Here is a 21,907-nt window from a genome sequence, read left to right on the forward strand (position 1 = left end):
GGGACGTAGCCGCGCACCCAGTGTCGGCGTGAAGGGTTATCGAATTCCTCAATGCGCGGAACTCGACCGTCCGCCGCCCGCGTTTCGGGAAATCCGTGATGGCAACCGCGGTGCCTTTGTGGCGAGCCGCCTGGCGCGGGCGCAGGAGATCTCCAATGACGGCGGCATGAACCAGCCGAGCTGCACACGGCCCCGCTTCAGGGAACAGAAGGCGTTGCCAAGACGACCCGCACAGGTTTGGCGATCGCCCGGCAGAGAGCCGCGTGCAGGAATGAGATGAGCACGATCGCCTGGCCGCTCGAGCGGGCCCGCATGCGCCAATCCACATCGCGAGCGCGATCACATGCAGCAACCCGCCACGACCCTCTCGAGTCACCGTTCTGGCGAGAGAGTCGCCGCCGATCCCTCGATTGAGGGAGCCCCGCCCGGCACTAGCACGGGATGGCGATCAACGCGGGAGAACCGGACGGGGCCGCCACGGCCAGCAGAATGCATGCCGCATCCCGAATGCCACACCAGATTCGCGTCATTGTCCAGCAATTCTTTGCGCGATTTCCACAACCGGAAGGATAATACCAGTATCGATCTAGAATTCCTCCAGGCTACATTGGGGCGACGAAAAGGCAGGCCGATCATCAGTTGCCTCGAAACACTCCCGCGCCGCCGCTCGCGCAAGCGTGATGCCCGCCAAGCTGTATCCACCCTGGCGTTGCCGCGTCGTCGGCATGAAATGCGTAGAAGCGAGTCTCATTACGGAAATGTAATGATGATGGGAACTTGGACCTCTGTGCTGAAGGGCCACTACAAGATAGAAGTGTAACGGAACGACCCTGCGATGGCGCCGGCCAATGCGCCCGCCTCGTCGGCGAACAGGACTTCGTGCATGATCAGACTCCGACCGGCAGCTTTCGTTCTGGCCGCCGCCCTCTCCGGCGTGGCCTGCGTCGCACTGGTCTCAGCGCAGACATCCGACAGCGGAAACCGGAACGGGAGCGGGCCGGCCGGCGCCAAGGCTCAGGAGCCCATCCGCGGCCCCAGCGAGCCGGGCGCCCGGGCGCCCGTGTCGGTCGCCGTTGGCAAGGCGCAGCGCAAGGCGATGCCGGTGCGAATCGATTCGATCGGCATCGTGCAGACGGTGGCGAGCGTCACCCTGCGTTCGCGCGTCGACAGCCAGATCACCGAAGTGCTGTTCGAGGACGGCGCCTTCGTCAGGGCGGGCGACGTCCTGTTCAAGCTCGACGCACGGCAGATCGAGGCCCAGATCAAGCAGGCGGAAGCCAATCTTGCCCGCGACCGCGCCTCCCTCACCTATGCCGCAAGCGATCTCAAGCGGCAGGAAACGCTCGCCAAGCGCGACTTCGCCTCAGAGCAGAAGCTCGACACGGCGCGCACGCAGGTGGCGACCCTCGAGGCAGCCGTGGCCGCCGGGGAAGCGGCCGTCGAGAACCTCAAGGTGCAGGGCAGCTACTATACGGTGACGGCGCCGATCTCAGGGCGCGTTGGCGCGGCCGGCCTCAAGGTCGGCAATGTCGCCAAGACGGGAGAGGCCGCGACGCCCCTCGCCGTCATCAACCAGACCTCGCCGATCTACGTCGCCTTCGCGCTCACCCAGCGCCGACTGCCCGAGATCCGCGAAGCGATGCAGGCGGGTACGGCGAGCGTGCTGGCCACACCGCAGGGCTACGGCAAGGGCGCCGAGGGCAAGATCGCCTTCATCGACAATACGGTCGACGCCACCACCGGCACGATCACCGTGCGCGGCATCTTCGAGAACGCCGACGAGTTCCTGTGGCCGGGCACGCTGTGCAACGTGCGGCTGACCCTGCGCATGGAGCCGGATGCCGTGGCGGTGCCGCGCGAGGCCGTGCAGACGAGCCAGACCGGTGATTTCGTCTTCGTCGTCGAGAACGGCAGCGCCCGGGTCAATCCGGTCAGCGTCGACCGCACCGTGGATGGGGAAGCGGTGATCGCGACAGGGCTCAGGGGCGACGAGACGGTCGTCACCGACGGCCACCTCCTGCTCACCGACGGCGCACGGGTCGCGCCGCGCAGCGCGCCGGCGGCCCCGGCCCCGGGCGTCCCGCAGCCGGCGCAACCCGAGGGCGGCAGCATCTCCAGGCGAGGGAGCGCAAGCTGATGAACCTGCCGGAGCTCTGCATCCGTCGGCCGGTGATGACGACGCTCCTGATGCTGTCGTTCATCATCTTCGGCCTCTTCGCCTTCCGGCACCTGCCGGTCGCGGCCCTGCCGCGTGTCGACTTCCCGACCATCAACGTCAGCGCCCAGCTCCCCGGCGCGAGCCCGGAGACGATGGCCTCGTCCGTCGCCGCGCCGCTCGAGCGCCAATTCTCGACGATCTCGGGCGTGACCTCGATGTCGTCGGTCTCCCAGCAGGGCTCGACCTCCATCACCCTGCAGTTCGACCTCGACCGCAACATCGACGGGGCCGCCCTCGACGTGCAGTCGGCCATCAGCGCGGCGCTGCGCCGCCTGCCGGTGGAAATGCCGACCGCCCCCTCGTTCCGCAAGGTCAACCCGGCCGATCAGCCCGTGCTCTTCCTCGTGCTGACCTCGGCCACGCTGCCCCTTTCCACGGTCAACGACTACGCCGAAACCATCCTGCAGCAGCAGATCTCGCAGATTCCCGGCGTCGCGCAGGTGACGATCTTCGGGGCGCAGAAATATGCGGTGCGCGTCTACATCGACCCCGACGCCGTCTCGGCGCGCGGCCTCAGACTCGACGACGTGCGCAGCGCCGTGCAGGCCACGAACTCGAACGCGCCTGTCGGCACCCTGCGCGGCGAGCGCCAGCAGCTGACCCTCGACGCCACCGGCCAGCTCCGCAACGCGGCCGAGTACGGCAACCTGATCATCACGACGCGCAACGGCATCCCGATCCGCCTCGAAGACGTCGCCACGATCAAGGACTCGGTCGAGAACGACCAGACGGCGAGCTGGTACAACGGACAGCGCTCGCTCGCACTCGCCGTCTTCCGGCAATCCGACGCGAATACCGTCGAGGTGGTCGACCGCATTCGCGCCAAGCTCGACTCCTACCGCGCGCAACTGCCCCCGGCGGTGAGCCTGCACGTCATCAACGACCGCTCGAAGCCGGTGCGCGAGGCGGTCTTCGACGTCGAATTCTCGCTCATGCTCGCCATCGCGCTCGTCGTGATGGTGATCTTCCTCTTCCTCAAGAGCCTGTCGGCGACCTTCATCCCCTCGCTCGCCCTGCCGATCTCGCTCATAGGCACCTTCGCCGGGATGTATGCGCTGGGCTATTCGCTCGACAACATCTCGCTCCTGTCGCTTACGCTCGCCGTCGGCTTCGTCGTCGACGACGCCATCGTGATGCTCGAGAACATCGTGCGCCACGTCGAGATGGGGAAGAAGCCCTTCCAGGCGGCTCTCGACGGCTCGCGCGAGATCGGCTTCACCATCATCTCGATCACGCTCTCGCTCGTCGCCGTCTTCATCCCCGTGTTCTTCATGGGCGGCGTGGTCGGCAAGGTGTTCCGCGAGTTCGCAGGCACGATCTCGGCGGCGATCCTCGTCTCGGGCTTCGTGTCCCTGACGCTGACGCCGATGCTGTGCGCCCGCTTCCTGCGGCCGCACAACGGCCACAGGCGGCCGAACCTCTTCGAGCGCCTGGTGGACAGCAGCTTCGAGGCCATGCTCGGCGCCTATCGCTGGACACTCGACCAGGTGCTGAAGGTCCGGCTCCTCGTGCTCCTCTTCACGATCGCCACCCTCGGCGCGACCGTCTATCTCTATGTCGTCGTGCCGAAGGGCTTCTTCCCCATCGAGGACACGGGTCTCCTGCGCGCTGCAACGGAAGGGCCAGCCGACACGTCCTTCGCCGCCATGGCGGCGCGGCAGGAGCGCATCGCCGAGATCGTGCGCGCCGACCCCGCCGTCGACTATCTGACGAGCAACATCGGCGGCTTCAACGCGACCAACCAGGGCTTCATGTTCATCGCGCTGAAGCCGAAGGACGAGCGCGCTCCCGCGGCCGATGTCATCGCGCGCCTGCGGCGCGCCACGGCGACTGTGCCGGGCATCACCGCCGTGTTCCAGCCGGTGCAGAACATCAACCTGAACGCCGGGCGATCATCGCGCGCGCAGTATCAATATTCGCTGCAGGGTCCCGATCTCGCCGCGCTCTACGCCTATGCGCCGCGCCTGCGCGACCGCCTGGCGCAGCTGCCGGAGCTGCGCGACGTCGTCATCGACCTGCAGCTCAGGAACCCCCAGGTGTCGCTCGACATCGACCGCGAGCGCGCCGCCAGCCTCGGCATCACCACGGACCAGATCCGGCAGACGCTCTACAACGCCTTCGGCGCGCGGCAGATCGCAACGATCTACACGCCGTCGAACGACTACCAGGTCATCATGCAGGCCGATAAGAACTATCAGGCCGACCCGGGCGTGCTGTCGCGTCTGCTCCTGCGTGCGGCCAACGGCCAGAACGTGCCGATGGCAACCATCGCCACCATCAAGCCGAGCGTCGGTCCGCTCGCGGTGAACCGCATCGCCCAGCAGCCGGCGGTGACGATCTCGTTCAACACGGCGCCGGGCATCTCCATCGGCCAGGCCGTCGACGCGATCCGCGCTGCGGAGGGAGAGATCGGCCTGCCGGCGTCGATCGCCACGAGCTTCGCGGGCTCGGCGCAGCTCTTCGCCGATGCATTGCGGGGCCAGGGCCTTCTCATCCTCGCCGCCATCCTGGTGATCTACATTGTGCTCGGCGTGCTCTACGAGAGCTTCATCCACCCGATCACGATCCTCTCGGGGCTCCCCTCGGCCGGCCTCGGCGCGCTTCTCGCGCTCATGTATTTCGGGATGGACCTGTCGGTCATCGCCATCATCGGCATCCTGATGCTCGTCGGCATCGTCAAGAAGAACGCCATCATGATGGTGGACTTCGCCATCGAGCGCCGGCACCACGGGGCCGACGCGCTGACGGCCGTCCGGGAGGCCGCCCTGGTGCGCTTCCGGCCCATCATGATGACGACCTTCGCGGCGATCTTCGGCGTCCTGCCGATCGCGCTCGGACACGGGGCCGGCTCGGAGCTGCGCCAGCCGCTCGGCATCGCCGTCGTCGGCGGCCTCGTCGTGTCGCAGCTCCTGACCCTCTACATCACGCCGATCGTCTACTTCTATCTCGACAAGGTCGACTCCCGCTTTGCCGGACGGCGGCGGGAGGTGGCGCAGGTGGCCGGCGGCGGGCTCGCGCCGGCCGGCACGGCGCTGCAGCCGGACAGGTAGGCAGCCAGACGGCAATGAGCGGGCGCGCGCCGCGCGCACCCGCCGGTCGCTGCTCTTGTTCGAGTGAGCCTTGCTCGATCCTCGGGCTCGATGGGCGGCCGGGCTCCCTCACGCCGCCGCGTCGACGGAGACGACCTTGAAGGTGTGCATGTCGCCGTCCTCGTCGCGGACGGAGACATATTCGCCGGGCGCGAAAACGTGGGCGCCGAGGCGGTAGCCTGCCTCGTCGTCATCGAGCGCGGCGGAATCGTAATCGAAGATCCACGTCGAGCCGCCTCGACCACCCGGCCGGTGCACGAGGTGCCCAATCTCGGTCTTCTCGCCCGCCCAGAAGCGCTTCACCCGACAAGCGTCGCGATGGGCCTTCCACGCCTCCACATCGAGATGCCCCTCGGCGTCCAGGGGCGCCAGGATCTCATAGCCGTGGCGCGCGGAACCCTCCGGATATTCCTTCGAGCGCGCGAGATTGAGCATGATGCGCTTGAAGCCCTGCGGCAACGTCATGGCCGTCTTCTCCCTCACCGGACCAACCGAGCGCTTCCTGAAATACCGACAACGGGCGGTGCGGCCCTTGATCGATCGCAAGGGCGCGCGGCAGACCGAGTCTTTGCCAAGAAACCCAAGTCCTCCCCCAGAAATAGGGAGCCCTTCTCCTCCTCTCAACGCCGCACCGGTGACTGAGATCCGAGCGCGAAACGGATGCTGCGGCAAGACCTGCGCCCTTCACAGCTCGGTGGTTCGCCCGGCCTTGGAGCGCGAGCTGCGGGTCCCGGCACGTGTCGTTGCGGCCCGTTCGACACAGCCGGCGCCCTGCCTGCGGCGGGAGCACCTCGCGCGGCCTTGCCGCCGCCCGCCCTCTCGGTCAAAAGAACCATCCCGGCCGCCGCCGACGCCGACAGAAGGACCGATGCAGATGTTTGACCGCGACGACCTCGACCGGGCTACCGAGGTGGTTCACCGCGTCATGCCGCCGACCCCGCAGTATGCCTGGCCGCTCCTCAGGGAGCGCTTCGGCGTCGACGTCGTCGTCAAGCACGAGAACCACACGCCGACCGGCGCCTTCAAGGTGCGCGGCGGCCTTGTCTATCTCGATCGCCTCAAGCGCGAGCGGCCGACGGTGCGCGGCGTCGTCAGCGCCACACGGGGCAACCACGGCCAGAGTCTCGCCTTCGCCGGCCGGCGGTTCGGCGTGCCGGTGGCCATCGTCGTTCCGCACGGCAACTCTGGCGAAAAGAACGCGGCCATGCGCGCCTTCGGCGCGGATCTCATCGAGCACGGTGCCGATTTCGACGAGGCGAAGCCCCGCGCTGCGGCGCTCGCCGAAGAGCGCGGCTACGAGTTCGTCCCCTCCTTCCACCGCGACCTCGTCACCGGAGTCGCCACCTATGCGCTCGAGCTTTTCACCGCCCACCCCGATCTCGACGTCGTCTATGCGCCCATCGGCCTCGGCTCGGGCATCTGCGGCCTCATTCGCACGCGCGACCTCCTCGGCCTCAGAACGGAGATCGTCGGCGTCGTCGCTCAAGGAGCGAACGCCTACCGCCTGTCGGTCGAGGCCGGCGCGGTCGAGCCGACGGCGCGCGCCGCGACCTTCGCCGACGGCATGGCCGTGCGCGTGCCGGATCCGCAGGCGCTCGCCATGATATCCGCGGGTGCCGCCCGCATCGTCGAGGTCACGGAGCACGAGATCGCCGATGCCATCCGTGCCTATCACGAGGATACGCACAATCTCGCCGAAGGCGCGGGCGCGGCAGCCCTCGCCGCCCTCGCCGGGGAGCGGCGAGCCCTTTCCGGCCGGAAGGCCTGTGCCGTGCTGAGCGGCGGTAATATCGACCGCGGCTGGGCCGCCACCGTCCTGTCCGGCGGTATCCCCGTGCCGGCCTGACCGGCGGCGGCGCCATTACCTGGAACAGATCCAAAGTGATCGCTCTTTAGACTCTCTATAAATTATTGATATTTCTTGCTTTTTCATTGACGCGAGGCTCCCTCGCCAGCATACCCCGGGTGTGACCGCCGATGCGGTCCTGAAACAACCGCCCAGGGCCTTGGCCCCTGACGACGGAGGATGAGATGACCATCGCCCGCACGGCTCGCGCATTCCTCTGCGCGGCCTCCTTCGCTGCCGCCGGCGCCTTTGCGAGCAGCGCCCTCGCCAACGAGGTGAACCTCTACACCACACGCGAGCCCGGGCTGATCAAGCCGCTGCTCGACGCCTTCACGGAGAAGACCGGCGTCAAGGTCAACACCGTCTTCGTCAAGGACGGGCTTGCCGAGCGCGTCGCGGCCGAGGGCGCCAATTCGCCGGCCGACCTGCTGATGGTCGTCGATTTCGGCAATCTGATCGATCTCGTCGACAAGAAGGTGACGCAGCCGGTCAAGTCGGCCGCACTCGAGGCCGCCATTCCGGCGAACCTGCGCGACGCCGAGGGCAACTGGTTCGCGATGTCGCTGCGCGCACGCGTGCTCTATGCCTCGAAGGAGCGCACGAAGCTGACGGCCTTCACCTACGAGGAGCTCGCCGATCCGAAGTGGAAAGGCAAGGTCTGCATCCGCTCCGGCCAGCATCCCTACAACACGGCGCTCATCGCCACGGTCATCGCCAAGGACGGCGAGGCGAAGGCGGAGGAGTGGCTGAAGGGCGTCAAGGCCAATCTCGCCCGCAAGGCTACCGGCGGCGACCGCGAGGTGGCGCGCGACATCCTCGGTGGCATCTGCGACATCGGCGTCGGCAACTCCTACTATGTCGGCCTGATGCGCAGCGGCGCTGGCGGCCCGGACCAGGAAAAGTGGGGCGCTGCCATCAATGTGGTCCTGCCCACCTTCGCCAAGGGCGGCACCCACGTGAACGTCTCGGGCGCGGCGGTGGCCAAGAATGCGCCGCACAAGACCGAGGCTCTCAAGCTCCTCGAGTTCCTCGTCTCCGACGAGGGCCAGGCGCTCTACGCCAAGGCCAATTACGAGTATCCGGTGAAGAAGGGCGTGAAGACCGACCCGATCATCGACAGCCTCGGCGATCTGACGGTCGATCCGGCCGTGCTCACCGACATCGCCAAGTACCGCAAGGCGGCGAGCCAGCTCGCCGACAAGGTGGGCTTCGACAACTGAGGACGACCTGGGCCTGACCACCTCCCCTCGGAGGGATCGGGTCCGCACCACGCTTCGATATCGCGGCGCCCCGTGCCGGACCGGTTTCGGCGCGGGGCGCCATGGTCCTGCATGATGACGATTTCTACGGTTCCGGCCCCGCGTTACGGCCTCTCGTTCCTGCGCTCGCGCTTCAGCGACGGCGGCGGGTGGCTGGCCGCCGCCACGGTCATCGCAGGGCTCGTGCTCGCCCCGATCGTCGCGCTCGCCCTGATCGCGACCCAAGGCTCGGGCGACCTGTGGCCGCATCTCGCCGCCTACGTGCTGCCGACTGCGCTCCACGACACGGCGATCCTGCTCCTCGGCGTCGGCCTCATCGTCATCGTCATCGGCACCGGCACGGCCTGGCTCGTCACGGCCTACGACTTTCCCGGGCGTGCGGTCCTCGACTGGGCGCTGCTCCTGCCGCTCGCCGTGCCGACCTACATCATCGCCTTCGCCTATCTCGACCTCCTGCACCCGCTGGGGCCGGTGCAGGGTCTGCTGCGCGCCGTGCTCGGCATCGCCCACCCGCGCGACCTGTGGTTCCCGGACATCCGCTCCCTCTGGGGCTGCGTGCTGCTGCTCGGGCTCGTGCTCTACCCTTACGTCTACCTCTCGGCGCGGGCGATGTTCCTCATGCAGTCAGCCTGCATCATCGAGGTGTCGCGCACGCTGGGGCAAAGCCGCTGGGGCGCGTTCTATCGCGTCGCCCTGCCGCTCGCGCGCCCGGCGATCGCTGTCGGCACCAGCCTCGCCCTCATGGAAGCGCTCAACGATATCGGCGCTTCCGAGTTCCTCGGCGCGCGCACGCTCACCGTCTCCATCTATGCCACCTGGATCAACCGCTCGAGCCTGCCGGGCGCAGCGCAGATCGCGCTGGTGATGCTCGCGATCGTGGTCTCCCTCGTCGTCATCGAGCGCTGGGCGCGGCGCCGGCAGCGCTACGCCGTCGCTGCCCAGCGTTCACGCCGCACGCTGCCGCAGCGGCTCGGCGGCGCCGCGGGCTTCGCTGCGCTTGCGGTCGGCGCGCTGCCCGTCCTTTTCGGCTTCGTCCTGCCCGTCGTCCATCTCGCCGCGGCGGCGGCGGCACGCATCGGCTTCGCGGGCCTCTCCCCCGCCATCGCCCAGGAGACGATGAACACGGTGAGCATGGCTGGCGTCGCGACGGCCGTGACCATCGGGCTCGGTCTCAGCATCGCCTACACGACGCGGCTGATGCGCAGCCCCCTCGCCGGCACGCTCGCGCGCGTCGCGAGTCTCGGCTACGCCGTGCCCGGGACGGTCCTCGCCGTCGGGCTGCTGACGCCGCTCGCCGCGATCGACAATGCGGTCGACGGCGTCGCCCGGCACGTCTTCAGCATCTCGACCGGCCTCCTCCTGTCGGGGTCGGGGGCGGCGCTCGTCTACGCCTATGCGACGCGCTTTCTCGCCATTGCCAATGGCGGGATCGAGGCCGGCTTTAGCAAGATACCGCACTCGCTCGACTATGCCGGCCGCACGCTCGGGCAGACGGCGGGCGGCGTGATGCGCCGCATCCATCTGCCGCTCATCCGCCCGGCACTCGTCGCGGCCACGCTGCTCGTCTTCGTTGATTGCATGAAGGAATTGCCGGCGACGCTCCTCCTGCGGCCGCTCAATTTCGAGACGCTCGCCACCCATCTCTATGCCGAGGCGGCGCGCGGCACCTACGAGGACGGGGCGGTCGCCGCCCTCCTCATAGTGCTCTTCGGCCTCGTGCCCGTGATTCTGCTCGCACGGATGAGCCGCCAGCCGCAGCTTGAGAGTTCGCGTCCGTCCTCGCCCGGCGCGAGCAGCCGGACGGGCTCCTTCCGCCCCTGAGGGCGCCTCTGGCGCCCGCCCGACAGCCGGCCCGATCTCCCTCCAGACGACAACGGCGCGTCACGGGGGCGCGCCGTCGCTTCTGATCGTCGTTCGTTCGGCGGGTCAGCCGACGGCGGCCGCCCTCACGGAGCCCGCCCCGAGAGCGACCGTATAGCTCGCCTCGGTCTTGGCGCGGATCTCCTCCTCGGTGACGCCGTCGGCGAGCTCGATGAGGGTCATGCCGCGGCCGTCCTTCTTGTCGATGGTGAAGACGCCGAGGTCGGTGATCACCATGTCGACGACGCCTGCGCCCGTGAGCGGCAGGGTGCAGCGCTTCAGGAGCTTCGGCTCGTCCTTGGCCGTGTGCTCCATGACGACGACGACCTTCTTGACACCGGCAACGAGGTCCATGGCGCCGCCCATGCCCTTCACCATCTTGCCGGGGATCATCCAGTTGGCGAGGTCGCCGTTCTCGGCCACCTGCATGGCGCCGAGAATCGACAGGTCGATGTGCCCGCCGCGGATCATGGCGAAGGAATCGGCGGACGAGAAATAGCTCGTCGTCGGCAGTTCGGTGATCGTCTGCTTGCCGGCGTTGATCAGGTCGGGATCCTCCTCGCCCTCGAAGGGGAAGGGGCCCATGCCGAGCATGCCGTTCTCGCTCTGCAACTGCACACTCATGCCTGCAGGAATGTAGTTGGATACGAGCGTCGGAATGCCGATGCCGAGATTGACGTAGAAGCCGTCGCGCAGTTCCTTGGCGGCGCGGGCGGCCATCTGTTCACGGGTCCAGGCCATGGGTTGCGGCTCCTCTCTCAGACGCGCGGCCGGGTGGTGCGCTGCTCGATGCGCTTGTTCGGGTTCGGCACGTGCACGATGCGCTGCACATAGATGCCCGGCGTGACAATCGTATCGGGATCGATCTCGCCGGGCTCCACGAGATGCTCGACCTCGGCGACCGTGATGCGGCCGGCGGTCGCCATCATCGGATTGAAGTTGCGCGCGGTCTTCCGGTAGACGAGGTTGCCTTCCGTGTCGCCCTTCCAGGCATGCACCAGCGAGAGGTCGGCAACGAGGCCGCGCTCCATCACATACTGCTCGCCGTCGAACTCGCGCACTTCCTTGCCTTCGGCGATAATCGTGCCGACACCGGTCTTGGTGAAGAAGGCCGGGATGCCGGCGCCGCCCGCGCGGATGCGTTCGGCGAGGGTGCCCTGCGGGTTGAACTCGAGCTCCAGCTCCCCGGCGAGGTACTGCTGGGCGAAGAGCTTGTTCTCGCCGACGTAGGACGAGATCATCTTCCTGATCTGTCGCGTCTCGAGGAGCTGACCGAGACCCACGCCGTCAATGCCGGCGTTGTTGGAGATGACGGTGAGGTTCTTCACCCCTGAATCGCGGATCGCTCCGATCAGGGTGTCCGGTATGCCGCAAAGCCCGAAGCCGCCGGACATGATCACCATGCCATCCTTGAGGAGGCCGGCGAGCGCTGCCCGCGCATCGGCATAGACCTTTTTCATTGAGCTTCTCCTTGGGATCCCGAAAGATGAACGCTACCCGAGGGAGGCGGGCCGCGCTCCGCCAGGCCGCGGGGCGATGCTGCCGAGGCCGCGCCAGCGCGATCGTCGGCCACGGAGCGGGCGGGCGGATCTCTTCGACGGAATGAATGCCTCCCCGCCCTCCTCCATGGCCATGGTCGGGCCCGACCATGGCCGACCGCGTCGGCAATGTGCGGAGGCATACCACGCCATTCCGAGGGGCACTCTCGCAATCATCGGCAAAGTCATCCTCTGCGTGGATTGTCGCACCCTCTTAGCTCGCCCGCGGCCGTCCATAAAGCGCCACCATTTGCTGTGACAGGCGTTTCACCCGAACGCCGGCGTGACTATAGTGCGCGCTCGATCGGGCACAGACTTGGAGATTCGAGCCACGGCCAGCCGGCGCGCGTTCCGTCTGCGCCAAGCCGTGGCCCACAGCCTCATGACCCGTCGCAAGCTCTTCTTCCTCGCCCTCGCTGCACTGGGCGCCTCCGTTCTGGCACTCGCGCCGTGGACCGTCGCGACGGAGTCGCTTGCGCGCCACGTCGGCCGGCACTTCAAGGCGGTGAGCGGCTTGCGGCTGCTGGTCGAGGGGCGCGCCACCTTCGCTCTCCTGCCGGTGCCGCGCATCAAGCTGGAGGAGGTCACGCTCGTCAGGCCGGACGGCGAGACGGCGATCCGGGCCGAGCAACTGCGCGGAGAGCTGCGCCTCCTGCCGCTCGTCGCCGGACAGATCGAGCTTGACGAGGTGACGCTCGTGGAGCCGCGCATCCGTCTGCCGGCAACGACCGACCGGACGGCGCTGTGGAAGGGCGTCATCGCCCTGGTCGAGCGCGAGGTGTCGAGGGGCCTGGCGGAAGGGCGGCGGCTGCACATCGGCCGGATCGTCGTGCGCGACGGCACCGTCGTGCAGAAGAATGCGGCAGGCATGGACGAAGTCATCCTTCGGGACGTCGATCTGGCTGCCGACTGGACGACCGTCGACCAGGCGATGGCGGCGAGCGGCTCGCTCGTCTGGCGCGACGAGCCCGTGGAGATCCAGATCTCGGGCCTGTCGCCCGTGGCGCTTGCAGCCGGCCGGAGCTCCCCGCTGTCGCTGACGCTCATCGGGGCCGGAACGACGCTGACTCTCGATGGGCGGGTCGCGGACCTGCGCGACCCGCAGTTCACGGGCAACGTGCAGTTCGCGACCACCTCGCTCCCCCGCACCGCTCGCTGGATCGACCTGCCGCTGCCGCTCTCCCATCTCATCGACAATGTCGGGGTGGAAGGCCCCCTCAGCTTTTCCGGTCGCGGGCTGTCGCTGCCCAATGCACAGATCAGGGTGGGCGGGGACAGGCTGGACGGCGCCCTCACCGTCCGGCTCGATCGCGACCACCCGGCCGTGTCCGGGACCATCGCAGCCGACACGCTCGACCTCGGCCGGTTCGTGGGTCCGCTCGCCCCCTCACGGGGCGGCGACGGGGCGTGGAGCCGCGAAGCCCTCGATCCGACGCGGCTCGCCGGCGACCTGGACCTCCGGCTGTCGGCCACGACGGCCCAGCTCGGACGGAGCAAGCTCGAGAATGTGGCGGCCGGCTTTATCCTCAGGTCCGGCCGCATGGAGCTTTCCCTTGCGCGTGCGACGGCCTACGGCGGAACGCTCAAGGGGCGCCTGACCCTCCTCCCGGCGGCGGGCGGCCTCGAGGCGAAGCTCCAGGGCAGCTTCGACGGCATCGACGTCTCCGCGGCGCTGCACGAGGCGGCGGACGTGCGCCGCCTCGGCGGCGACGGCAGCGGACAGATCGCCCTCGAGGCGACCGGCAGCTCGCATGCCGATCTCGCGCGCACGCTCACGGGCCGCGTCAGCCTTGTCGTCAAGCGCGGGGAATTCACCGGTGTCAACCTCGCCGACATCGCCCGGCGGGCCGAGCGGCGGCCGCTGTCGATTTCGCTCGACTGGCGCAGCGGCCGCACCGCCTTCGACCAGCTCGCCGCGACTCTCATAATCGCCGGCGGCACGGGCGAGATCGCCGACGGCCTGATGACGGCACCGGGCCTGCGCGCCAGCCTCGCCGGCCGGATCCACATCGCCGACCGCCTCTTCGCCTTGAAGGGCGCCATTGCGGGAACGCCGTCCGGGCAGGCTGCGGCACCCGGTTCCGGCGCGGGCTTTCCCTTCGAGATCACCGGCAGCTGGGATCAGCCCCTGGTCGTGCCCGACGTGCAGGCGCTGATCCAGCGCTCGGGCGCTGCCGCGCCGCTTCTCGCCCCACCGCCCGCTGAACCGCCGCGCGGCCTCGTCACCTACGCGCCGACGGGCGCATCCGCCAGCGGCCCGCGCTAGAGCAGTTTTCTGATCCATTGGATCAAAAGGCGCATCGAAGTCATTCAGGCTATGGCGATTCTGCTGCTGCAGGCTCTCGGGGCCATGCGCAGCGGGCGCGCGCCGGCAGCGAGCCTCCTGCTCGCGATCTCAGGTGGCGCGTGCCATGGCCGAGCGCTTGGTCACCAGCGAAGCCAGGATGACGACGACGGTGACGAGGCCGACGAGGATCGTGCACAGGGCGTTGATCTCCGGCGAGACACCCCGCCGCGCCCGGCCAAAGATCTCGATCGGCAGGGTTGCCGTGCCAGGCCCGGTCACGAAGCTCGCGATGACGACGTCGTCGAGCGACAGCGTGAAGGCGAGAAGGAAGCCCGCGAGGATCGAGGGCGTGATGAGGGGCAGCGTCACGGCGAAGAAGGTCTTCATCGGCGTGGCGCCCAGGTCCATCGCCGCCTCCTCGAGGCTCCGGTCGAAGCCGACGAGGCGCGCCTGCACCACCACGGCGACGAAGCACAGGGTGAAGGTCGTGTGCGACAGGGCGACCGTCCAGAACCCCCGATCCACCCCGAGCGAGACGAAGAGCAGAAGCAGCGACAGCCCCGTGATGACCTCCGGCATGACGAGCGGCGCATAGACCATTCCCGTGAAGAGGGTGCGGCCGACGAAGCGCCCATAGCGGACGAGCGCCAGCGCGGCGAGCGTGCCGAGGACGGTGGCGATGGCGGCGCTGACAAGGGCCACGCCGAGCGAGGTTCGCAGCGCGCCGAGCAACTGCTCGTTCGACCAGATGCTGCGATACCACTCGAGGGAGAAGCCGCCCCACACGGTGACGAGCCGCGAGGCGTTGAACGAATAGACGATGAGGATGACGATCGGCAGGTAGAGGAAGGCAAAGCCGATCGTCAGCGAGGTGGCGTTGAACCAGGAGAAGCGGCGGTTCATCGGGCGCGCTCCATGCGCCGGGTCTCGATGTCGCGATAGACCATGATCGGCCCCACGACGATGACGAGGAGCACGATGGCGACGGCGGAGGCGAGCGGCCAGTCGCGGTTCTTGAAGAACTCATCCGACAGGGTCTTGCCCAGCATCAAGGTGTCCGAGCCGCCGAGGAGTTCGGGAATGACATATTCCCCGACGATCGGGATGAAGCACAGAAGCGCGCCCGCGGCGACGCCCGGCAGGGAGAGCGGCACGGTGATGCGCCAGAAGGCCTTCCACGGCGGACAGCCGAGATCTTCCGCCGCCTCGAGGAGCGTCGCGTCGAGCTTCTCGAGCGTCGCGTAGAGCGGCAGCACCATGAACGGCAGATAGGAATAGACGATGCCGACGAAGACCGCGGTCTCGGTGTTCATGATGGCGAGCGGCTCGTCGATCAGCCCGAGATGCAGCAGGAGGGCGCTGAGCAAGCCTTCCGGCTTCAGGATGCCGATCCAGGCGTAGACACGGATGAGGAAGCTCGTCCAGAAGGGCAGGATGACGAGCATGACGAGGACGGGCCGCAGCTTCTCCGGCGCCTTCGCCATGGCATAGGCCATGGGATAGCCGAGCAGAAGAAGGAGGACCGTCGAGATCGCCGCGATGCGCAACGACGACAGAGCTGCGCGCCAATAGAGCGGATCCTCCGTCAGGAGTGCAAAGTTCTCGATATCGAGCGCGCCGAGGGCGTCCAGGATCGCGGTCCAGCCCTCGCTCCAGTCGAAGACGGGCAGATAGGGCGGCTGCGCGATGGTCGCGTCGGACAAGGCGATCTTCAGGACGATCGCGACCGGCGCGAGGAACAGTGCCCCGAGCCACAGGAAGGGCACGGCCGGCACGAGGAGCCGCCCCAGCCGTCCATCCCCGACACTCGTGCCGACGCCCTTGCCGACGCTCTTGCCGTCGCTCGCCATGGCGCCGCTCACCGCGTCAGGATCACGCCCGCCTCGGGCGCAAAGGTGACGAAGACCTTGTCCTCCCAGGTGATGGGGCGTTCCACGAAGCGCGTCGCGTTGGCGCGCGACACCCGGATCGTCCGGCCGCTCGCGAGCTTCACCAGATAGATCGTCCAATCGCCGAGATAGCCGATGTCCCACACCTCGCCGGCGAGCACGTTCGGCGTTCCCGGCGCGGGCTCGTCCTGCAGCAGCCGCAGCTTTTCCGGCCGCAGGGCGACCGCGACCTGCCGGCCCGGCGCCACGCCGTCTCCGCCTCCGTCCACGAGAAGGCCGCGCGGGGCCTCAGGCGCGGCGATATGCCAGCGACCGCCCTCCCCCTGCCCGATGCGGCCCTCCAGGATGTTCACGTCGCCGATGAACTCGGCGACATAGCGGGTCGCCGGCTGCTCGTAGATCTCGCCCGGCGTCGCCACCTGCACGATCCGCCCGCGGTCCATGACGGCGATCCGGTCGGCCATGGTCATGGCCTCCTCCTGGTCGTGCGTGACGACGAGGAAGGTCATGCCGAGCTTGACCTGCAGGTCCATGAGCTCGAACTGCGTCTCCTCGCGCAGCTTCTTGTCGAGAGCGTCGAGCGGCTCGTCGAGCAGCAGCACCTTGGGCCGCTTGGCGAGCGCGCGGGCGAGCGCCACGCGCTGGCGCTGGCCGCCGGAGAGCTGGTCCGGCCGGCGCCTGGCGAAGGGCTCGAGCTGCACGAGGCGCAGCATCTCTGCGACGCGCGCCGCGATCTCGCCCTTCGGCAGCTTCTCCTGCTCCAGGCCGAAGGCGATGTTCTTCTCCACGCTCATGTGCGGGAAGAGTGCGTAGGACTGGAACATCATGTTCGCCGGCCGCCTGTAGGGCGGCACGCCGATGAGGTCCCGGCCCGCGAGCGTCACGCGCCCCGACGTCGGTTCCTCGAACCCGGCGAGGATGCGCATCAGTGTGGTCTTGCCGCAGCCCGACGGCCCGAGCAGGCAGAAGAACTCGCGCTCGTAGATGTCGAGGGACAGGTCCTCGACGGCGGTCGCCTCGCCGAAGCGCTTCGTGACCTTCTCGAAGCGGATGAGCGGCACCGCCGCGGGATCGGCCCAAGGGGCGAAATTGCGTCGCACGGCCCCGATCGCGAGCGTGTCGCGTTTACGCCCTTCCGCGGCAGCGGTCATAATGCAATTGGCCCCCTTTGGTCGCCGAAGCCCCGATCCGGCGCACGTTAGTGGCCCCCGGCCCCTGCGGCAACAATCGGCGGACAAAGCCCACGGTTTTTCGCCGCACGCGCCCAGCGACCGCGATCGACGACCCGATTGACAGCCGACGGGGCGCTCGGGCTTCCTCCCGTCATTGCGCGAGTGGAGATCATGGCCAAACGAACGACGACAACGTCACGGAAGAAGGAAACCCCGCGCCTGCGCGGCGCAGCGAACATCGAGGAGGCGAAGGCCTTCGTGGCCGAGCGGGGCATCGAGGAGATCGAATGCGTCGTGCCGAACCAGGCCGGCGTGGCGCGCGGCAAGGTGATGCCAGTCGAGAAATTCTTCGGCAACCCGGTCATGAGCCTGCCGAACGCGATCTTCTACCAGACCATCGCGGGCGATTACCCGGAAGAGGAACTCGACAGGGCGGTGCCGACCGACTCGGACCTTCTGCTCCAGCCGGACTTCTCGACGCTGTGCGTCGTGCCCTGGGCGAGCGACCCGACGGTGCAGGTGCTGCACGACGCCTATCATCGCGACGGGCAGCCGGTGGAAAACGCGCCGCGCAACGTGCTCAAGCGCGTGCTGAAGCTCTACGAGGAGAAGGGCTGGCGGCCGGTCGTCGCGCCCGAGATCGAGTTCTACCTTGTGAAGAAGAACCTCGATCCGGACTATCCCCTGGAGCCACCCATCGGCCGCTCCGGCCGCCCCGAAATCGGCCGGCAGGCCTATTCGATCGCGGCGGTCAATGAGTTCGACGACCTGTTCGAGCTCATCTACGACTATTCGGAGGCACAGGGCCTCGCCATCGACACGCTGATCCACGAGGAAGGCGCGGGCCAGATGGAGATCAACCTGCGCCATGGCGACCCGCTCGACCTCGCCGACCAGGTGTTCTTCTTCAAGCGCACCATTCGCGAGGCGGCACTGCAGCACGACATGTACGCCACCTTCATGGCCAAGCCCATCGCGCGCCAGCCGGGCTCGGCCATGCACATCCACATGTCGCTCCAGGATGCCAGGACCGGCCGCAACGTCTTCAGCGACCGGCAGGGCCGGCCGACGCCGGAGTTCTTCGCCTTCATCGCCGGGCTGCAGACCCACCTGCCCGCCGCCATGCCGATGCTCGCGCCCTACGTGAACTCCTACCGGCGCATGATGAAGAACTCGTCGGCCCCCATCAACGTGCAGTGGGGCTACGACAACCGCACGACCGGCCTGCGCGTGCCGCCCTCGGACGCGGCGGCGCGGCGGGTCGAGAACCGGATCCCCTCCTCCGACGCCAACCCCTATCTGGCCATGGCAGCCTCGCTCGCCTGCGGCTGGCTCGGCATCGAGAACGGGCTTACGCCCGGCGAGCCTGTCTCGGGCTCGGCCTACGACCTTGCCTTCGACCTGCCGCGTGGGCTCCTCGAGGCGGTGTCGGAGCTCGAGGACAGCGAGGCGCTCAAGGACGTGCTCGGCGTCAATTTCGTGCGCACCTACACGGCGGTGAAGCGGGCCGAGTTCGAGACCTTCATGGAAGTCATCAGCCCGTGGGAGCGTGAATATCTCCTTCTGAACGTATGACCGTGCAGCCCTCCCACATGAGCCTCTACGAAGCGAGCGCGCCGCCGCCGGCGCCGCGACCGGCACTCGTGGGGGCGCAGCGCGCCGACGTGTGCATCGTCGGTGCCGGCCTCACGGGCCTTGGCGCGGCCCTGACCCTGGCGGAGGCGGGCACCGGGGCGCTCGTGATCGAGGCTGAGCGTGTGGGCGCAGGCGCGTCCGGCGTCAACGGCGGCCAGATCCACCCCGGTCAGCGCCGTGACCAGAGCTGGCTCGAGGCGAGGCTGGGCGAGATGCGCGCCCGCGCCCTGTGGGACCTCGCTGAGGAAGCGCGCGGCTGGGTCGACGCCACGATCGTCGCCCACGCCATTCCCTGTGAGCGCCGACACGGCCTGCTGCATCTCGCCCATCGACCGGGGCTTTACCGCGGCCTCGTTGCCGAGGCCGAGCATCTCGCGCGCCGCTACGGCGTCGCCGGTATCGAACTCTTCGACGCCAAGCGCCTGCCGGAGATCACCGGCGCCGTGGGCTATGTCGGCGGCGTGCTCGACCCGCATCACGGCGGGCACGTCGATCCGCTTGCGTTGACGCGGGGCCTCGCCGCCGCGGCCGAGGCGGCCGGCGCGCGCATCGCCGAGACGAGCCCGGTGACGGAGATCGAGCGACAGGGAGCGCAGTGGCTCGTGCGCACGCCCGAGGCGACGGTGACGGCGCAAGCAGTGATCGTCACGGGCGACGGGACCTCGGGGCGGCTGCACGCGGCGATCGCGGCCCATGTCATGCCGCTCGTCAACTTCATGATCGCCACCGAGCCGCTTGGTGCGCGGGCCGACCGCGTCCTGAAAGGCGCCATCGCCGCCTCGGACACCAAGCACGTCGTCAACTATTTCCGCCGCACCGGCGAGGGGCGGCTCATCTTCGGCGGCGGCGAGAGCTATGGAGCCCGGCTGCCGGCCGGTTTCCCGGAGCGCGTGCGTCGGCGAATGCTCGCGATCTTCCCCATGCTCGCCAAGGTGCGCATCGAGCACGCCTGGGGCGGCACGCTCGGCATCACGGCCCCCCGCCTGCCCTACGTGCGGCAGATCGAGCCCGGGCTCTATGCCGCGGCCGGCTATTCCGGCCAGGGTGTCATGCTCGGTCCTTACACCGGGCGCGCCATTGCCCTGGCGATCGGGGGCGATGCCACACGCTTCGACCTTCTGGCGGGCCTGCCCGTTCCGCCGCTGCCCGGCGGCAGGCTGCTGCGTCGCCCGCTCCTCGTCGCCGCCATGATCGGCTTCGGCTTCCTCGACCGGCTGTGAAGAGCGCCGGCCTGCGCGACACTGTCCGTCAGTGCCCCCCTCCGCCACCGCCCGCGCGCTGCGGACGCTGCATCAGCGGCGCGGCGAAGGCGAGGCCGATGAACAGGAAGGTGAGCAGGTAGAAGACATCGCTAAAGGCCATCACCGTCGCCTCGCGCCGCACGATGAGCGCCATCTGCTTCAGGGCCGCCATGTCGGCGTTGGAGCCGAGCGCGGCGAGGCCGTTGGTCAGGGTCGCGAGCGTTCCCTCGGCCTCTGGTTTGCCCCAGGCGACCATCTCCCGCAGCCGCGCGAGGTGCAGGTCCGTGCGGTCGTTCAGCACCGTGTTGATGATGGCGAGCCCGACCGCCCCGCCCAGGTTGCGCGTGAGGTTGAACAGGCCGGAGGCGTTCTTGAGCTTGTCCGGCGACAGCGTGCCCAGCGCGATGTTGTTGATCGGCACCATGCAGATCATCAGCGACACGCCGCGGAAGATCTGCGGCAGAAAGAGCTCCCAGAAATCCCAGTCCTTGGTGATGAAGGTGACCTGCCAGGTGCCGAGGCCGAAGCCCACAAGGCCGATCGCCATCATCAGGCGCGGGTCGAGCCTGGTCATCAGCCGGCCCGCGAGGGGAGCAGCGAGGAACATGCACACGCCGGTAACGAACATCGTCTCGCCGATCATCAGCGCCGAATAGCCCCGGATGCGACCGAGGAAGACGGGGTAGAGATAGGTGAGCCCGTAGAGGCCGATGCCCATCACGAAGCTGAAGGCCGAGCCCGCCGCGAAATTGCGGTTCAGGAAGGCGCGCAGGTCGACGACGGGCTCGGGACGCGCGAGCGCACGCCAGAAGAAGCCGGCAGCCGCAATCGCGGTGACCCCGGTGAAGAGAGAGATCCACTCGTCGTCGAACCAGTCCTTGGTGGGCCCCTCTTCGAGCACGAATTCGAGGCTGCCGAGGAAAGCCGCCATGAAGGCAAGCCCCCACCAGTCGAAGCGCTTCAGGAGGTCGAGATCGGGCTCGTCGAAGTCGACAAGCAGATAGGTCGAGAGCGTGACGACGAAGCCCGGCACGATGTTGACGAGGAACAGCCAGTGCCAGGAAAAGAGATCGGTCAGATAGCCACCGACGGTCGGGCCGATGGTCGGCGCGAGCGTCGCCACGAGGCCGATGATCGGCGACATGAGCGACTGCTTCTCGCGCGGGAAGATCGCGTAGGCCGTGGCGAAGACCGTCGGGATCATGCCTCCGCCGATGAAGCCCTGGAGCGCGCGATAGACGATCATCTGCTCGATGGACGTCGCCGTGGCACAAAGCAGGCTCGACAGCGTGAAGCCGCCGGCGGAGATGACGAAGATCCAGCGCGTCGACAATGCCCGCGACAGGAAGCCGGACAGCGGTATCATCACCACTTCGGCGATGAGATAGGCCGTCTGCACCCAGGAGATCTCGTCGGCGCTGGCGCCCAGGCTCGCCTGAATCTCGGCGAGCGAGGCCGAGACGATCTGGATGTCCAGGATGGCCATGAACATCCCGAACGCCATGCAGATGAAGGCCATGAACTTGCGCGCGTCGACGCCCGCGACGGTTGCGCCCCGGCTGGTGCCGGCCCCCTCCCCGCCCGCCGTCGTCGCCATGCTCATCACGGCAGCTCGTGTCACTCGGCCGCGGCGGTCCGTGCGGGAGCAGCGCCCCCGCGCGTGTCAACCGTGGCGACGACGGACATCCCGGGCCTGAGCAGCCCCTCATGGGTCAGGTCCGGCGCGAAACGGATGCGCACGGGCACGCGCTGCACAATCTTCGTGAAGTTGCCGGTGGCGTTCTCCGGCGGCAGCAGGCTTGAGCGGTCCGAGACATGGGTGACAGGACGTACCGGACACATGGGTGACACTTCCCCCAGGCGCGCCTGGGGG

At 68.2% G+C, this 21,907-nt stretch carries 15 protein-coding genes and 1 pseudogene; 8 read left to right on the forward strand and 8 right to left on the reverse strand.

Going from position 1 to position 21,907, the window contains the following annotated elements; genetic code table 11:
* Nucleotides 1-883: 883 nt before the first annotated feature.
* Nucleotides 884-2,137 carry an efflux RND transporter periplasmic adaptor subunit gene (locus QNA08_RS17115; protein WP_283741934.1) on the forward strand — a complete coding sequence of 418 codons (1,254 nt, stop codon included), beginning with the start codon at nt 884-886 and terminating at the stop codon, nt 2,135-2,137.
* On the forward strand, nt 2,137-5,268 hold the full coding sequence (locus QNA08_RS17120) for an efflux RND transporter permease subunit (protein WP_283741935.1): 3,132 nt from the start codon (nt 2,137-2,139) through the stop codon (nt 5,266-5,268). Before QNA08_RS17115 ends, QNA08_RS17120 begins: the two co-directional genes overlap by 1 nt.
* Nucleotides 5,269-5,376: 108 nt before the next feature.
* Here QNA08_RS17120 and QNA08_RS17125 read toward each other — a convergent pair whose 3' ends face one another.
* Nucleotides 5,377-5,772 (reverse strand): hypothetical protein, encoded by a 396-nt coding sequence (locus QNA08_RS17125; RefSeq protein WP_283741936.1) that lies wholly within the window; start codon nt 5,770-5,772, stop codon nt 5,377-5,379.
* 409 nt (nt 5,773-6,181) lie between these two features.
* Between QNA08_RS17125 and QNA08_RS17130 the strand changes: the two genes are divergently transcribed.
* From QNA08_RS17130 to QNA08_RS17140, 3 genes are all read left to right on the forward strand, one after another.
* Entirely contained in the window at nt 6,182-7,153 is a 972-nt protein-coding gene (locus QNA08_RS17130; RefSeq protein ID WP_283741953.1) for a threonine dehydratase, read from the forward strand.
* 185 nt (nt 7,154-7,338) lie between these two features.
* Nucleotides 7,339-8,373: an extracellular solute-binding protein gene (locus QNA08_RS17135; protein WP_283741937.1), complete on the forward strand. Its 1,035-nt coding sequence runs from the start codon at nt 7,339-7,341 to the stop codon at nt 8,371-8,373.
* A 114-nt stretch (nt 8,374-8,487) separates the two neighbouring features.
* Nucleotides 8,488-10,233, forward strand: coding sequence for an ABC transporter permease (locus QNA08_RS17140; RefSeq protein ID WP_422679942.1), 1,746 nt, complete (start codon nt 8,488-8,490; stop codon nt 10,231-10,233).
* 105 nt (nt 10,234-10,338) lie between these two features.
* On the opposite strand, the gene QNA08_RS17145 is transcribed toward QNA08_RS17140, so the two are convergent.
* The gene (locus tag QNA08_RS17145; RefSeq protein WP_283741939.1) at nt 10,339-11,013 is read right to left on the reverse strand and encodes a CoA transferase subunit B; all 675 of its coding nucleotides are present in this window, start codon (nt 11,011-11,013) and stop codon (nt 10,339-10,341) included.
* A 17-nt stretch (nt 11,014-11,030) separates the two neighbouring features.
* The gene (locus QNA08_RS17150) at nt 11,031-11,732 is read right to left on the reverse strand and encodes a CoA transferase subunit A (protein WP_283741940.1); all 702 of its coding nucleotides are present in this window, start codon (nt 11,730-11,732) and stop codon (nt 11,031-11,033) included.
* Nucleotides 11,733-12,192: 460 nt separating this feature from the next.
* Here QNA08_RS17150 and QNA08_RS17155 point away from each other — a divergent pair, with 460 nt between their 5' ends.
* Nucleotides 12,193-14,076, forward strand: a complete 1,884-nt coding sequence (locus QNA08_RS17155) for an AsmA family protein (RefSeq protein WP_283741941.1) — start codon at nt 12,193-12,195, stop codon at nt 14,074-14,076.
* A 129-nt stretch (nt 14,077-14,205) separates the two neighbouring features.
* On the opposite strand, the gene QNA08_RS17160 is transcribed toward QNA08_RS17155, so the two are convergent.
* From QNA08_RS17160 to QNA08_RS17170, 3 genes are read right to left on the reverse strand one after another with little or no spacing between them, the layout of a single operon-like run.
* A complete protein-coding gene (locus tag QNA08_RS17160; RefSeq protein ID WP_283741942.1) occupies nt 14,206-15,000 on the reverse strand; it encodes an ABC transporter permease in 795 nt (264 codons plus the stop codon).
* Nucleotides 14,997-15,947: an ABC transporter permease subunit gene (locus tag QNA08_RS17165; RefSeq protein ID WP_283741943.1), complete on the reverse strand. Its 951-nt coding sequence runs from the start codon at nt 15,945-15,947 to the stop codon at nt 14,997-14,999. Before QNA08_RS17165 ends, QNA08_RS17160 begins: the two co-directional genes overlap by 4 nt.
* Before the next feature lie 8 nt (nt 15,948-15,955).
* Complete coding sequence (locus QNA08_RS17170; protein WP_283741944.1) at nt 15,956-17,137, reverse strand: ABC transporter ATP-binding protein; 1,182 nt, start codon at nt 17,135-17,137, stop codon at nt 15,956-15,958.
* Between the two features lie 192 nt (nt 17,138-17,329).
* Here QNA08_RS17170 and QNA08_RS17175 point away from each other — a divergent pair, with 192 nt between their 5' ends.
* Together QNA08_RS17175 and QNA08_RS17180 are read left to right on the forward strand one after the other, a co-directional pair.
* On the forward strand, nt 17,330-18,733 hold the full coding sequence (locus tag QNA08_RS17175) for a glutamine synthetase family protein (RefSeq protein ID WP_283741945.1): 1,404 nt from the start codon (nt 17,330-17,332) through the stop codon (nt 18,731-18,733).
* A 17-nt stretch (nt 18,734-18,750) separates the two neighbouring features.
* Complete coding sequence (locus QNA08_RS17180; protein WP_283741946.1) at nt 18,751-20,013, forward strand: NAD(P)/FAD-dependent oxidoreductase; 1,263 nt, start codon at nt 18,751-18,753, stop codon at nt 20,011-20,013.
* Between the two features lie 28 nt (nt 20,014-20,041).
* Here QNA08_RS17180 and QNA08_RS17185 read toward each other — a convergent pair whose 3' ends face one another.
* Both QNA08_RS17185 and QNA08_RS17190 read right to left on the reverse strand, forming a co-directional pair.
* The gene (locus tag QNA08_RS17185) at nt 20,042-21,631 is read right to left on the reverse strand and encodes a DHA2 family efflux MFS transporter permease subunit (RefSeq protein WP_283741954.1); all 1,590 of its coding nucleotides are present in this window, start codon (nt 21,629-21,631) and stop codon (nt 20,042-20,044) included.
* Nucleotides 21,632-21,651: 20 nt separating this feature from the next.
* Nucleotides 21,652-21,907, reverse strand: a pseudogene (locus QNA08_RS17190) (hypothetical protein); the annotation flags it as partial.

Origin of the sequence: Chelatococcus albus (assembly GCF_030067675.1) — a bacterium.
GTDB lineage: Bacteria > Pseudomonadota > Alphaproteobacteria > Rhizobiales > Beijerinckiaceae > Chelatococcus_A > Chelatococcus_A albus.

Excerpts from the sequence above, each read along its gene's own strand:
- QNA08_RS17115 (WP_283741934.1), top strand. The coding sequence starts at position 884 with ATGATCAGACTCCGACCGGCAGCTTTCGTTCTGGCCGCCGCCCTCTCC.
- QNA08_RS17120 (WP_283741935.1), top strand. The coding sequence starts at position 2,137 with ATGAACCTGCCGGAGCTCTGCATCCGTCGGCCGGTGATGACGACGCTC.
- QNA08_RS17125 (WP_283741936.1), bottom strand. The coding sequence starts at position 5,772 with ATGACGTTGCCGCAGGGCTTCAAGCGCATCATGCTCAATCTCGCGCGC.
- QNA08_RS17130 (WP_283741953.1), top strand. The coding sequence starts at position 6,182 with ATGTTTGACCGCGACGACCTCGACCGGGCTACCGAGGTGGTTCACCGC.
- QNA08_RS17135 (WP_283741937.1), top strand. The coding sequence starts at position 7,339 with ATGACCATCGCCCGCACGGCTCGCGCATTCCTCTGCGCGGCCTCCTTC.
- QNA08_RS17140 (WP_422679942.1), top strand. The coding sequence starts at position 8,488 with ATGACGATTTCTACGGTTCCGGCCCCGCGTTACGGCCTCTCGTTCCTG.
- QNA08_RS17145 (WP_283741939.1), bottom strand. The coding sequence starts at position 11,013 with ATGGCCTGGACCCGTGAACAGATGGCCGCCCGCGCCGCCAAGGAACTG.
- QNA08_RS17150 (WP_283741940.1), bottom strand. The coding sequence starts at position 11,732 with ATGAAAAAGGTCTATGCCGATGCGCGGGCAGCGCTCGCCGGCCTCCTC.
- QNA08_RS17155 (WP_283741941.1), top strand. The coding sequence starts at position 12,193 with ATGACCCGTCGCAAGCTCTTCTTCCTCGCCCTCGCTGCACTGGGCGCC.
- QNA08_RS17160 (WP_283741942.1), bottom strand. The coding sequence starts at position 15,000 with ATGAACCGCCGCTTCTCCTGGTTCAACGCCACCTCGCTGACGATCGGC.
- QNA08_RS17165 (WP_283741943.1), bottom strand. The coding sequence starts at position 15,947 with ATGGCGAGCGACGGCAAGAGCGTCGGCAAGGGCGTCGGCACGAGTGTC.
- QNA08_RS17170 (WP_283741944.1), bottom strand. The coding sequence starts at position 17,137 with ATGACCGCTGCCGCGGAAGGGCGTAAACGCGACACGCTCGCGATCGGG.
- QNA08_RS17175 (WP_283741945.1), top strand. The coding sequence starts at position 17,330 with ATGGCCAAACGAACGACGACAACGTCACGGAAGAAGGAAACCCCGCGC.
- QNA08_RS17180 (WP_283741946.1), top strand. The coding sequence starts at position 18,751 with ATGAGCCTCTACGAAGCGAGCGCGCCGCCGCCGGCGCCGCGACCGGCA.
- QNA08_RS17185 (WP_283741954.1), bottom strand. The coding sequence starts at position 21,631 with ATGGCGACGACGGCGGGCGGGGAGGGGGCCGGCACCAGCCGGGGCGCA.